The sequence below is a fragment of the Shimia abyssi genome (assembly GCF_003014475.1).
Classification (GTDB): Bacteria; Pseudomonadota; Alphaproteobacteria; order Rhodobacterales; family Rhodobacteraceae; genus Shimia; species Shimia abyssi.
This window is the reverse complement of sequence record NZ_PYGJ01000019.1, coordinates 1-12,698: the sequence shown is the minus strand read 5'-3', so window position 1 is coordinate 12,698 and position 12,698 is coordinate 1. Positions and strand designations below refer to the sequence as shown.

The window sequence follows — 12,698 nt, the reverse complement described above, 5'->3', positions numbered from 1 at the left end:
AGTATTTGGAGAAAGCCGCAAGCGCGATTGCGGAGCGTTGGAAATCTGAGCGTCTGCGAAACGGATGGAATACCACGGAACACGTTCGGCGGGATCTGCTTAAGGTGGCGGAAGACGGTTTAGCGACAGATGAAAAAAATTGATGAAACGCGGAGAGTCTTTCAGAGAAGGATCAAGGCGGCGGAACAAGGGCGTATGCCTTAATAGTGGAGTCAGGTTCCGATTGGTCCTAGTTGGAGCAGGCCAACATTCCACGGGCCTTACTTAAAGATAGATCGGCGAGCTTAGGTCACTTGCTGGAAATCTTGGCATTAAAAAGGACTCATGATGCGCTTCTTTCGCGGGATTGCGGTTCCGGCCAAAAAGGCAGAACACACGGTTACCAATATTTGTCAGAACGGTTTAACCAATGGACAGGGATGGTGGCACATGGAACATGAGCATCCTGGCGACCTGGCCAATCTTTTTGATAAGCACGATCTATCGATAGAAGACACCCGCTCCGGTTCTGGAGCCGTAGCCGCAGTCTGCGGGTGCGGAGATGAGTCCGGCGCTATTTACTACGCTTGTCGGCATAACCGGAGCTCTGACCACAACACACCAATACTCATAGAGTTCGAGGCTGATAAATCGGCCGCAGCTGTTGATGGAAAGGATTTCCTGTATTCAGTGTTCCAGGGTGGCGATCCGGAGCGTGCCCGCCCGGTACTTGAACGCAGTTTCGGGAAAGCAGTGCAGCGGTACGCGGATCGGGCATGGTCCACGGAAGACCAATCTTTCCGAATTGCCATGTGTAATCTTGCGATTCATGACCCGGAAGTGATTGAAGCACATCACAAAAATGAACTGGTATTGGCCGGGCGACACGGTACTATCTTTAGAAGCGCCTTCACAGTCACGTTGCCCGTTGGCCCCGAGGCGATCATTAGAGTTAGCCATCCGGTTCCCACTCAGTTTGTACCGCAGCCTGACGTTAGGTTGGTTGACCTTGTTCGCTTTGCTAAGTGATTAACCAATTAGACAAATGGAGTGAGAAGCACTTTTGCCATCCTGTAATGTTTGCGGCGAGCCAATCGTATTTCGATGCGTCGACGGCCGCCCAACCCCAATTCACATTAATGGAGGGCGGTGTAGAGGCTACCGGGAGACCAAATCGTCGGAACGCGGACCGTTCCGATCGATTAAGTCCTACGTCGTTCCGAATGCGACTTGTCCAGTTTGCGGCGACACCGTGTATTTCTACCAATCCCCGAGCGGTGGTCGTGTATTCTTCGATGACCTTGGTTGGCCTTGGCCGAAACACCCATGTACAGACAACAGCGGCAAGGTAGGCCGACCGAAAAAGGAAATCCCTCGAGGAAATATTTTTGCATTCCGTGCCCGTGACGGTTCGCAGCTGGCGCTATACGATCTCGACGATTTTGAAGAAACGGACACACACTTCAAATTTGTCTTAAGGCGGCACGAAACCAACAAGCGCAGAACCGCATTCATCAAGAACACCACGCTCAAGAGAGGCGGCCTTCGTTAGATGATTTCTTTGATGCCCCCTCTTTCGTGATCGACTTGGACAAGAGCACTGGATCTGGCCTTCGGGTAGACTTCATTTGCACTAGGCTTGGGAAGATCGTGAAGATCAAAATGAGCAAGACGGCAGACAAATGAGTAAACGCACATTTGCCATGAGCCCGTGACAATGATGCCTGTCAACATCATCGCTCTCGTTACTTAGACGCTGATTTTGTCTGAAATATCACAGCGACCCTATCCAAGATCTGCGTGTTTGCGTTTCTTGACGCTTGTTCCGCCGCGCCGAACAACTCTTCCATTCGAGCACGCACTTCTGAGAGAGTCTTTGATGGCTGCTGCTCAAAGAAACCGTAAATCGCATCGATCCCCAGATAATCCGGGATCTCTCTTTCTTTTTCGCTGCGTTGGCTAACGTCCTTCTTGGCTTCAATCCAGTGGGGATCGAGCTCTTGGGCCCAGGCCTCTGCCAGTTTCTCCAAAGATGGGAGCGTCAGATGCCCAAACCGATTGTAACCTTGGTTCTTGGAGGGGCCCGACGCGAGAAACCTATCCAAAGACTCTAAGAGTGAAACCGTGCGCTCGGGACGAATATCCCAGTGTGCCAGACCTTCCAAAGTCGGCTGGAGGCCCTCGATCACAGAACTCAGCTCGGCTTCTGTCGGTCTGTCCTGGTGTTTTCCGGCCTTAACGGTCTCGCCATAGGCCTCGCGCAGCAGCCGCGTCACTTCTGGCTGATCTCGGATGATTTCATGTCGATCGCCTGTCTCGCGGACGCCCAACAGCCGGGGAGGCAAATAGGATGCCTCGACCAGCGATGGTGCCCGCCCACCAAGCGCAATGATGGTCATCGGTGACTTGCCAGCGAGAAGACACAGCTCAGCGCCCCAAAGGCTTTGGGGCTTGATGCGCTCCATAGAATTGAGGAGATGGTCTGGCAGCTTGCGCCGCATGTCTTCAACCAGATCATAGAGGTTGTTTCGGCGAAGCGGCCGCGGTTTCTTGTGCTGCTCCAGGATCAGGTCTGTCAGATCGCCGGCAGAGAATTCCAAATACTCGTCAGCAAGATCTGACGCACCGACCCCCGAAAGCAGAGCGATAGACTCGATACGATCACGGCCTTTTTTGTCAGACGACAGGACGAGCCCGGGAAGATCGAAGGTGGTGTAGGTGATCTTGGAATGTGGGCTGTCGATACGGTCGATCCTCCCCAGTCCCTGAAGCATGCTCTTGATGTCCGAGGTCACGCCGACGATGCCTAGGGCACGTGCGCGTTGGAGGTTGATGCCTTCCGCCATTTGAAAGGTCATGAACATGGCTCGGCGGTGGTCGTCGGACGCCTTCTTGCCGTCGAGAGCCAGGTATTCTTGGGCTTCTGCACCATTTCGAGCAACGGTAATGCCGGTACCAGGTCCCAGTTTATGATTGGCAGCCACAAGGATCACATCGGGTTTTGGGCCCTTCCGGGAAGACAGAAGGCGTGCATAGACCTCCAGAACGCCAATTCGCTCAGACAGGAAAATCACTTGCCGATGCAGGTCGAGCATCTCTGCCATATATTCGGCGCGCTGCTCATCGATTGCATCAAGTTCCGGGCTTTGCAGCAACTCACCAATGCGGTCACAAATCGGCGTCGTCGTTCGTTTGTCGAGAGGAAGCTCGCCGCTCTTCGGTGTGATAGTGATTATTTCGGTCTTCCCACCACGGCTTTCACGTTCTGAGCGTCTAAGGCTCTCGCCAATCGACGTGCGGCCGCGCGCATCTGTATCTAAGGCCCGCCTACGTTCCCAATCTTCCCTTGCGAAGGTGATTGACGACCTCAAGATCGCCAGAAAATTCCGAATGTGGATTCGCGCCTTGTCATGGAAGCGGACTTCTGTGTGGCCCGCTCGTTTCGGGTCGGCAGATACAAGAGTTGTGCCCGTCGAGATGCTCTCAGCCAGTTTTCTGATTTCGTCTAAGATGGCAGATTGCTTGGGCGTGAGTTCGGCGTCGATCCTGATGCTTTCGATCTCAGGGTACGCATAGATACCTGGTCCACGTTTCTTAGATTCTCCGACGCAGTGGCGCTGACGTCTAATGACATATGGCGCCAGTGCGTCTGCCATGTCGGCCTGGATTTCGCGCGGATCGAGCTGTTTGCCCGCAAGACGTTCTTCGGCTTCCTTAATTGGTTGCGCGAGGTCTGCTTCGGACAGGAACATGTCTTCCATGCCAGACCGCTGACGATCCTCGAAGTTCTGCTTGAGAGCGCGGAGTGCGTTCAACTCTAGTGCTCTCTCGCGTCCCCGTTTGAGGTTGTCGTCGATCCTGGCGGTGATTTCGGGGGGTACATATATCGACGCACGTCGTTCATGGAAGGCGAGCAATCCGTCCAAGCCCTGGTTTCCCATCAGTGTCGCTGACAGGCACGACGTCCAGATCGCAGGGCTTTGCTCGAAGACGAGGGAACGTCTCGACGGGGCGAGATAGCGGGAGTTCAATCGATGGCTCTCGTCCACAATCATAGACGCTGATGACCGGGCGCCTCGATTGATCTCAGCCAGCTCTTCGGCTTGATCGCCTTTCTTTTGGGATAATTGGCTATGCTTAATGAGATCAAGATTGGAAGGCTTGATCTTGGTCCAATTGCTGAGAACGCTTGCCGGAATGATGCCGAGCGCACCATTGCGCGTTTGATCGGGTCGTTCGTTACCGTGTCGATGCACAACACTGGAATGCATCGTTGGCAAAACTGTCGCCAAGTGCTTGCCGATGTCTGTCTTACCTGCACCTGTCGGAGCTTCCACAAATGCAAACCCGTGCTCGTAGGCTGTACCTGCGGCCTCGTAGACGAGATCTGTCTGGAACGGCAGCGGCGGACGCCCGGCGGCGCCGTCACCACCGACGCGCCACGGTGCAAACGAAGTCATTTCGTGAACTGTTCGGGCGAGTGCTTCTTCGGCGCTTACAGGTCGCAGAAGGGCACGCAGGATCTCAAGAGCCTGTGCGGTCCAATCGGTGCCTAACGTCCAAAAGTCTTCAGCAGCCTGTCGTCGCGTTGCGGCAAGGTCAGGAAACGCTTGAAGTTCGTCGATGTACTCAAGATTGCGTCTAAGGCCGCCGACCGAAAAGTTGGCGCTGCCTGCGAGCGCGCCTGTGTCACTGATGAAGAGCTTCGCGTGAAGCATTGCGTGGGTGCGACCGAACCGTTCTCGAGCTAAGTCACCATCAAAGATACGAAGCGAGATAGCTCCGGATGCGATCGCATCGTAAGCGAGGACAGCCCGCAACTCGTCGAGTGAGCGTAGCGAAAACCCGCGCGTTTCGAGGAAATAGTCACGGGCCTCTACCGACAGCTCACGCCCATCACCGTCCATGCGGCTTTGATTGTCGGTATTCGTTCCAAATATGATCCTGATCGTTTCAGGGGGCTCGGTTACAATGCTTGGCCGAACGCGAAGAATGATGGACATCGCGGACAAAAAGTCCTGGTATCCGGTCACGACGAGAGCGTGCGATCCATTCAGAGTGCGCTCAACGAGCTTTTGGACGGATTGCTCACCGTTCGTCGCCCAGACCAGTTCATGCTCGGCGGCGCTTTCGGACGCAGGCTCAAGATCGGCGCCCACAGCCTCTTGCTCGCGTTCCTTGGAACCACGAAACAAGAACCTTGATATGAAACTGTCTGCTCGCTCGCGCGCCATTCCGGTCACCTCAAGAGCAGTTTAGCGGTTCAAATGATTCCTCCAACCCATTGAATTCGGAACAATTCGTATAAGAACGCAAAGACTGATGAGCCGAAGCGTCTTTCCGTTAGGTTAATCGCTCCGGCTCAGGCGCGAAGTAATTCTCGCATGTGTTACCAAGTGGATAATCTTGGCTTGGTGGGCCCCGCGCGGGATCGCCGCCATCCCCACCGCCGCACTTGATCCGCCCCACCGTGCGGCGTCTCCTGCGGTCCCCGCGCTTCAATGGGTCCGGGTCCCCTTATGCAGTTCAGCCGAAATTGACCGAACTGCCTCGATCAGGAGGCGAGGGCCTCCGTCTCAGTGATCTTTTCAAACTCAGGCAGAAACTCGGAATGGTACATTTCGAGATACCGTGTGACGCGTGCATTAGTGATGAGCTTGGAGACGTAGCCACGCGCGAGAACCAGATCAAGGTGATCACTGCCATAGGTGTCCTCGACCAGGCGTAACTCTCGCTCCAGGTTCGCGGACTCGCGCTCCATCATTTCAAGCTGCTGACGTGAGATCCCCTTTACCGCATTGGGCTTCTTGGGGTCTTTTAGTTGGCTCGCCGGAGTCGCCGCAAAAAGTGAGCGGGCGTAGTTAACGGTGTACTTGTTCATCGTCACCATCAGCTCCGCGGCTTCGATCTGGCGCATCGGCTTCATTTTCTTGAGAATTTGGAATCCGGTCAGCGCGACCTGCTTGTCCTTGAGAAGCTCAGCTGCCTCCGGGCAGATCCCATCCAGAAGTCGCTTTTTGTCCTGCAAAGATTTGACGTTCACATTGAGCGCCCGCGCCAGCCGTTCTTCGGGAACGCCGCGTTCGAGCGCCTTCAAGATCATCTTGTGTTCCTGAATGGTGGCGAGGCGGCTGATGCGTTTGTTGTAGGTGAAGGCCTCGTCGTCAGTCGAAACCTGACAAGGGGCGTCCTTGTCGCCGAGGTCGCTCAGTATTGCGAGGCGCACGTGTCCATCGAGCAGCATGTATTTCTCGGGATCGGATTGGTCGCGTACGACGACCAGGGGCTCGACAAGCCCGACTTCTTTGATGGAGGCGACGACCTGGCGGTATTTCACCGTATCCTTGGTTTCTTTCCGTAACGCATAGATCGGGCAGATTTTTTCGAGCGGCAGTTGAATGAGCTCTTTTTCAAACGCCATGTTGATCGGTTTAGAGCGTCCGGATCGCGTCATCAGAGGTCTCCCGGTCGAGCGGCCAGGCGGTCAGAGAGGTGCTTGGGGATCGTCGCCAACCCTTCGGCCCTGAGAAGCGTGACAAAGTTTTCGTCATTCAGGAGTTTGCGCAGGGCTTCTGTGATGAACATAAGCTCGTTGCGGGTCGCGGTAGCCTTACGCAGAAGAACTTGTTTCTTCTCGACGTCGTTTTGGTAGGTCCGGATCAAGCTATCCACGGACAGCGTACGTCTCTTCGTCCGATCCGCGGTTGGTTGTCCTTTACCGTATTGCTGACGTGCCTCGACCAGGCGCTTTGCAGCCATCAGTCGACCGCCGCGCAGTTGGTTGTTCTCATAAGCCTGCCGCAGAACGTCCTGCACTTCGGTATCTTTTGCTTCAGCGATATCGACGGCAACGCTGACCGGAAGCTTTCCGCTTTCAACGGCTCTGAGCAGTCTGTGCTCGCCGCTCTCGAGGAGCCGAAGGACACCGCGGACATACTTGAGAGAAAGCTGGGTTTTGCGCGCGATTTCTGGGCCAGAGTAGCCGCGTTCCTTCAACCCTTTGATATCGCGCAGAAGGTCGAGAGCCCGATGCTGACGGCGTGCCAGGTTTTCTACGAGGCTCATCATCAGGCAATCTTCGCTGCTGGCGTCGATGACGATCGCAGGGATTTCCGTTTGGCCGAGCTCCTCGAAGGCCTCGAGGCGTCCCTGTCCACAAACGAGATCATAACGCAAACCATCTTCGCCGTTTCGTGCTGCGACGGTGATTGGCCGTTTCAGACCGAGCTCAGAAATGTTGTCGACGATCTCCCGAAATGCCTTTCGGTTCCTCACGCGCGGGTTCACCACGGTGATGCGAACCATCGGGATCAATTCAGCGGTTTGCGATTGCGGGTCTGGCATCAGGCCACCTCCGATACTGGGACATGGACCGCCATGTCGAACAAGGGGTCGAGCGTCTCGAAGCGATACGCATCGAGCGACAAACCGTTGTGCTCGGCCAGGCGGATGCGGGGGAGGGTCATGTCGAGGCTTGGGAGCAGGTAGTAGTCAAGCGGCCGTTGGTTTGGCCGATCCATTCGAACAGCAATCGTGATGTCGGGTTTGAGACTCATGTCAAAGCGGATGTTCCACCGGAGAGAACCGGCGTTGGTTTCGTTACAACGGACGATGACGAGAGACGCGGTGAATTCACCATTGATGGTGAGCAGGTCAGTTCGGGGATGCCGTTCTACTTTGCCGCCTGAAGCTTCGATGCCGGCAATCGTCTCAGCGACAATATCCGGATGGAGCTCGCGCAAGCGTCGATTGATCTTAATGTATCTGTAGTCCCGATCTGGCTTAAACCCGACGAGTTGGTAGGCGCGTAGCAGGCTGCCAAACCGTGATCGGTACGCGCTGCTCGATGGCAACGCTTCGGCTTCATCGATAACGAGACCAGACAGAAAACCCTCGGCCTCGAACACCTCCTTCAGACCCTCGAGCATTTCATCGTCAGTGAGTTTGCTCGATCGCGCGTTGATGATGGCGTTTGCGGCGGCAAAGAGATCAGGATCGACGATCCCCTCGAAAGCGCCCTCGGCTCGAACCCAGATCTCGGGATCGTTTTGGACACGCCGCTTCTTCAGTTTGAAGGAACTCCGGTTCCAGACATTGTTGCCGATGTATTTCTCGTTGATCAGGATTTGATGCACGGTCCCGCGTGTCCAAGCGCGGTCGAGGTCCGTTAGAATGCCGCGGGCATTCAGAGCCTCGGCAATTTCGGTTTCGGATTTGCGATCTTTGACGAAGGTGTGGAAGATCTCTTGGACGACAGCGATCTCTTCCGCGGGTCCCGGTACAAGGGTGACGCGATCCGTCTGAATGCTCTTGTGCTCGCCACGCTCCAGGATGCCTTTCGCGCCCCCATGCTCGTCGATCAGCATGCGCCGCAGGCCGAAGCCGGGCGGACCGCCTTGGCGATAGCCGAGTTCGATCAGGCGGCATTGGCCCGTGAAGACTTTCTGCGAAAGTTCGCGGCTGTACTCTCCAGCCATGGCGCGTTTGACGCCTTTGACGATCGTTGAGACCGGGCTGCCGTCGTTTTCGAACTGCTCGGCGCAGTAGATGACGGAGATACCGGCGCGTTTGCAGATGTATTCGTAATAGGCGCTCTCGTCCGCATCCTGAAACCGGCCCCAGCGGCTGATGTCGTACACCAGCACGGCCTCGTAGTCTGCGCGACCGGATTGAATATCGTCGATGAGCTGCTTGAGCCCGTCACGACCCTCGATCCTCAGACCGCTCTTTCCTTCATCCGAATAGGTACGGACGATCTCGATACCGCGTTGTTCTGCGTAATGTGCGATCGCGTCCGACTGGTTCTCGGTCGAATAGCGTTGGTGCTCTGTCGACATGCGGACGTATTGAGCGGCGCGCCGAGGCGGCGCTCCCTTTGGAGCCATTGCGCTCTGGTCATGTCCGTCCCTCCAGCTCAAGTGCCGAGCCCTTCATTTTTCGCCTTTGCCAAATCGGTAGGAATGCCTGTGATTCCATAGGGCCGAAGCATAGACGCGGAGGTTCGGAAAAATGTTTCCTAAGATGGGCAAGACTTTTCCAGATGACGACGAATGGAAGGTCGATCGATTAAAATACCAAATGGCAATTGCGGCGGCGTTGAAGGGGGAGCTGGGCGGATCTCATCGGGCGATCAAGATCGTGATGCGCTGGACGGGGGTCTCGGAGCGAACGGCCAAGAACTGGCTTGCGGGCTCCCACGGTCCGGCTGGAGAACACCTGGTCGAGCTCATGCGGAATTCGAACGAGGTTTTGGCAGCCGTGCTCTCGCTGGCCGGGCGAGGTGAGTTGAGGATGGGGGCGGGACTTCACGAAACCCGCCAGACCCTTCTTCAGTTGCTTCAGGTCTTGGACGGCCTTCTCGGAACTTCCGAGGCAGGGGTTGGTGAAAACGAGTAGGCGGCGTTTCGCACCAGGTGCGGGGCACTCATGAGTAGAGCGACGTTCAGTTCGAAGTCGCTTCACTCGATCAAAACCGAGAAAATTCAGAAAGTTAGGAAATCGCCCGGAGTTCGCCGGGTGCTCTCGCGTGCCGCCATTTTAGTAGAGACTGGTTCGCATTGGTCTCCCAGCACCGCCATTCACCTTAATTCGCGATGCATTTTGCCGGTTCTGAACGCGTATCTGTCTGATACTCACATAATAAGACGCACCGTAACCGCGCATGGTGACAAGGAGCCGCGCCTTTATCCTTGCCTTCAATTGATGATTAGATAGGGAAAACGCGTAGGGCGTAGGGCATTTGGTCGAAAATGGCCCTTTGATAGTTATTGTTCCAAATGACCATAGAGAGCGTTGCAAACGGTAACTGTGTCTTTTGGGGTCGGTCACAGCGATGAGGCGTGAGCGTTGAAGGGCATCAAGCCGGGCGCGATATCTGTGGTCATGAAAACTGCCATAAGAACAGTCTGTCACCGGGTTTAAGCCGGTTTTCTAAAGCAACGGTTAGGTGGGTTCGCCTCATGCCCAAACACCAAGTTGTGTAACTAGGCGTGAAGGCAATCTGGTCCAGGCCGATGCGCTTTTTATATGGTCGAAGGGTTCGCTTAACCACACTTGAAAAACCATGATGCATGAGGATTGGCTTGATGCTTGACAAACGGAATATGAGCAAATAACCAATTGGTTACTTGTTGGGTTGCTCCAGTGGGCTTTTCTGGCATGAATGCGCGACTGTGCGTCGCCAAATTGAGGGGACGAGGGATGACCAAGACAGTTTTGCGCCACGTGGTTATGTTGGGGTTTAAAGACGGTGTCAGCGAAGGTGTGGTTCAAGAGATTGTCGAGCGGTTTGTGGCGTTGAAAGGTTTGGTTCCCGGAATTGAGGCGCTGGAATGGGGTGTGAACAACTCTCCGGAAGGGTTGAACAACGGCTTGAGCCATTGCTTTTTGCTCGATTTCGCGACTGAAGCTGCGCGCGACGCGTATCTGCCGCACCCTGATCACGCTGCGTTTGCAGATTGGGTGGGCCAATATGTCGAGACAGTAACAGTGTTGGATTATTGGGCGACCTAACTGGTCAGACTACACTAAGTAGTGTTGAGCGGGGAGGCGAAGCATGGCGCAGACAGAGTTTGACTACATCATCGTCGGGGCAGGGTCTGCGGGATGTGTGCTAGCCAATCGGCTGTCCGAAGATCCTGATGTGACCGTGCTGATACTGGAGGCGGGTGGTCGCGATCGAAACCGATTGTTTCACTGGCCTGCGGGCTTTGCAAAAATGACAAAGGGCATTGCCAGTTGGGGTTGGTCAACAGTTCCGCAAAAACACATGAAGGGACGGGCGCTGTGGTTTACACAGGCCAAAGTTATTGGCGGAGGCTCGTCTATAAACGCGCAAATTTACACGCGTGGCAATGCGCTGGATTATGACAACTGGGCCGGGCAGGAACAGTGCAAAGGTTGGAGCTATTCCGAAGTACTGCCGTATTTTTCGCGATCCGAGGGGAACGAGCGGATAGGTGATGCGTATCATGGGACAGAAGGCCCATTGGGCGTGTCGATGCCGCGCGGCGCGCTTCCGGTGTGTGATGCCTTCATACGTGCAGGGCAGGAGTATGGATTGCCGTACAACCCTGACTTTAACGGCGCATCCCAAGAGGGCGTGGGGTTTTATCAGCTGACACAGCGGGATGTCCGACGATCTTCGACCGCGACCGCATTTTTGCGCCCAGCGATGGATCGCGCAAACTTGACGCTGAAAACCGGAGTCCGGACAAGGCGTGTGGTTGTGGAGAAAGCGCGTGCGGTGGGTGTCGAACTACATGAAGGTAGCGCCGGAATGCTGTATCGGGCCCGGCGAGAGGTAATCGTGACATCTGGTGGCATTGGTTCGGCACGGTTATTGCTTTTGTCGGGGATTGGCCCAGCTCAGCATCTGAGCGACGCGGGTGTCGATGTTGTGCATGATCTGCCCGGAGTGGGGCAGAACCTTCAGGATCACGTGGATATTTGTGCGCTAGCCGAGTGTACGGGGCCGCATAGCTATGACGGGGTACAACGGCTGGACCGCACAGTGCTGGCTGGGTTGCAATACATGTTGTTCAAAACAGGCCCAGTGTCGTCGTCTTTGTTCGAAACTGGTGGATTTTCCTATGCCGACGCAGACGCGTCCTCTCCGGACATTCAATTTCATCTGGGGCAGGGATCAGGGATCGAATCCGGTATCGTGGCGTTGGAGAACGCCGGGATCACGCTGAATTCAGCGTTCTTGCGGCCCCGGTCGCGCGGTTCTGTTACGCTGGCGTCGGCTAATCCAGAAGATGCTCCGTTGATTGATCCGAATTATTGGGCTGATCCATATGATCTGGAGATGTCGTTGCGCGGGCTTGAGATAGCGCGGGAAATTTTGGCGCAGCCGGCGTTGAAACCATACGTCAAGGCCGAAGCATTACCCGGTAAGGACGTGAAGACGCGAGACGCGTTGTTTGACTATGCCTGCACGATGGCAAAGACGGATCACCATCCTGTGGGCACCTGCAAGATGGGGTTGGATGACATGGCCGTAGTTGATCCTGAGCTGCGGTTGCGCGGGATTGAGGGTCTGCGCGTGTGTGACAGCTCGATCATGCCCGTAATTAATTCGTCCAATACCAACGCACCAACTATTATGATCGCAGAAAAGGCCGCCGATATGATCCGCGGCCTTGATCCATTGCCAAAAGCTGAGCTGCCTGAACGGGCCTATAGTTAAAGCCCGATCGCAGCGATGGCCGCGTTTGCACAGGCTGCATCTTCGTGACCGGCGGCGCCCGAGACACCAATTGCACCGATCTGGGTGTCATTTTCCATAACCGGCACGCCGCCTTCCCATGTGATCAGGCGGGCGCGATTGGGCACACCCATTTCCAGTGACTTTAACTCGGCCATGCGTTCGCCAAAGGCGAGGCTGGTTTTGCCGAGCATCGCCGTGTAGGCTTTGTCGCTGGCAAAATCGAGAATTTGCGCAGGCACATTGTCCATACGGCCAGAGGCGAGTACCTGCCCGGAGTTGTCCAGAACCGCCACCGAGATACTCCACCCATTTGCAGATGCGTGCGCGATGGCTGTGGCCACCATTTGACTGGCGGCGGCATAGGTCAGGGTGGGGCGGGAGTGGCTGATGCTCATGATGGAATCTTTTCAATGAGTTCAGGCACGGCTTTGAAGAGGTCTTCGACGAGACCGAAGTCTGCGACCTGGAAGATGGGGGCCTCTTCGTCCTTGTTGATGGCGACGATCAC

9 protein-coding genes and 1 pseudogene are annotated in these 12,698 nt (G+C 55.5%); 4 read left to right on the top strand and 6 right to left on the bottom strand.

The features are described 5' to 3' along the window. Positions 1-324: 324 nt before the first annotated feature. A complete protein-coding gene (locus CLV88_RS19885) occupies positions 325-1,008 on the top strand; it encodes a hypothetical protein (protein ID WP_106610160.1) in 684 nt (227 codons plus the stop codon). 716 nt (positions 1,009-1,724) lie between these two features. Here CLV88_RS19885 and CLV88_RS19870 read toward each other — a convergent pair. The 4 genes from CLV88_RS19870 to CLV88_RS19855 form a co-directional block, all read right to left on the bottom strand. Further along, positions 1,725-5,213, bottom strand: a complete 3,489-nt coding sequence (locus tag CLV88_RS19870; protein WP_106610157.1) for a phospholipase D family protein — start codon at positions 5,211-5,213, stop codon at positions 1,725-1,727. A gap of 320 nt (positions 5,214-5,533) precedes the next feature. Continuing rightward, positions 5,534-6,433, bottom strand: a complete 900-nt coding sequence (locus tag CLV88_RS19865) for a plasmid partitioning protein RepB C-terminal domain-containing protein (RefSeq protein ID WP_106610156.1) — start codon at positions 6,431-6,433, stop codon at positions 5,534-5,536. Next, positions 6,433-7,323, bottom strand: coding sequence for a plasmid partitioning protein RepB C-terminal domain-containing protein (locus CLV88_RS19860; RefSeq protein ID WP_106610155.1), 891 nt, complete (start codon positions 7,321-7,323; stop codon positions 6,433-6,435). Before CLV88_RS19860 ends, CLV88_RS19865 begins: the two co-directional genes overlap by 1 nt. Next, the gene (locus CLV88_RS19855; RefSeq protein WP_279338367.1) at positions 7,323-8,864 is read right to left on the bottom strand and encodes a recombinase family protein; all 1,542 of its coding nucleotides are present in this window, start codon (positions 8,862-8,864) and stop codon (positions 7,323-7,325) included. Before CLV88_RS19855 ends, CLV88_RS19860 begins: the two co-directional genes overlap by 1 nt. A gap of 124 nt (positions 8,865-8,988) precedes the next feature. On the opposite strand from CLV88_RS19855, the gene CLV88_RS23195 reads away from it, so the two are divergent. The 3 genes from CLV88_RS23195 to CLV88_RS19840 all read left to right on the top strand — a co-directional run bounded on the left by CLV88_RS23195 (position 8,989) and on the right by CLV88_RS19840 (position 12,169). Next, the gene (locus CLV88_RS23195) at positions 8,989-9,375 is read left to right on the top strand and encodes an XRE family transcriptional regulator (RefSeq protein ID WP_243403743.1); all 387 of its coding nucleotides are present in this window, start codon (positions 8,989-8,991) and stop codon (positions 9,373-9,375) included. 804 nt (positions 9,376-10,179) lie between these two features. Beyond that, positions 10,180-10,491, top strand: a complete 312-nt coding sequence (locus CLV88_RS19845) for a Dabb family protein (RefSeq protein ID WP_106610153.1) — start codon at positions 10,180-10,182, stop codon at positions 10,489-10,491. A 43-nt stretch (positions 10,492-10,534) separates the two neighbouring features. Beyond that, on the top strand, positions 10,535-12,169 hold the full coding sequence (locus CLV88_RS19840) for a GMC family oxidoreductase (protein WP_106610152.1): 1,635 nt from the start codon (positions 10,535-10,537) through the stop codon (positions 12,167-12,169). Here CLV88_RS19840 and CLV88_RS19835 read toward each other — a convergent pair. Further along, a complete protein-coding gene (locus CLV88_RS19835; protein WP_106610151.1) occupies positions 12,166-12,585 on the bottom strand; it encodes a GlcG/HbpS family heme-binding protein in 420 nt (139 codons plus the stop codon). The genes CLV88_RS19840 and CLV88_RS19835 overlap by 4 nt on opposite strands. Continuing rightward, positions 12,582-12,698, bottom strand: a pseudogene (locus tag CLV88_RS19830) (electron transfer flavoprotein subunit alpha/FixB family protein); the annotation flags it as partial. The gene CLV88_RS19835 and the pseudogene CLV88_RS19830, both read right to left, overlap by 4 nt.

What these genes read in the sequence shown, in the direction of transcription:
- CLV88_RS19885 (WP_106610160.1), top strand. Translation starts at nt 325, where the DNA reads ATGATGCGCTTCTTTCGCGGGATTGCGGTTCCGGCCAAAAAGGCAGAA.
- CLV88_RS19870 (WP_106610157.1), bottom strand. Translation starts at nt 5,213, where the DNA reads ATGGCGCGCGAGCGAGCAGACAGTTTCATATCAAGGTTCTTGTTTCGT.
- CLV88_RS19865 (WP_106610156.1), bottom strand. Translation starts at nt 6,433, where the DNA reads ATGACGCGATCCGGACGCTCTAAACCGATCAACATGGCGTTTGAAAAA.
- CLV88_RS19860 (WP_106610155.1), bottom strand. Translation starts at nt 7,323, where the DNA reads ATGCCAGACCCGCAATCGCAAACCGCTGAATTGATCCCGATGGTTCGC.
- CLV88_RS19855 (WP_279338367.1), bottom strand. Translation starts at nt 8,864, where the DNA reads ATGGCTCCAAAGGGAGCGCCGCCTCGGCGCGCCGCTCAATACGTCCGC.
- CLV88_RS23195 (WP_243403743.1), top strand. Translation starts at nt 8,989, where the DNA reads ATGTTTCCTAAGATGGGCAAGACTTTTCCAGATGACGACGAATGGAAG.
- CLV88_RS19845 (WP_106610153.1), top strand. Translation starts at nt 10,180, where the DNA reads ATGACCAAGACAGTTTTGCGCCACGTGGTTATGTTGGGGTTTAAAGAC.
- CLV88_RS19840 (WP_106610152.1), top strand. Translation starts at nt 10,535, where the DNA reads ATGGCGCAGACAGAGTTTGACTACATCATCGTCGGGGCAGGGTCTGCG.
- CLV88_RS19835 (WP_106610151.1), bottom strand. Translation starts at nt 12,585, where the DNA reads ATGAGCATCAGCCACTCCCGCCCCACCCTGACCTATGCCGCCGCCAGT.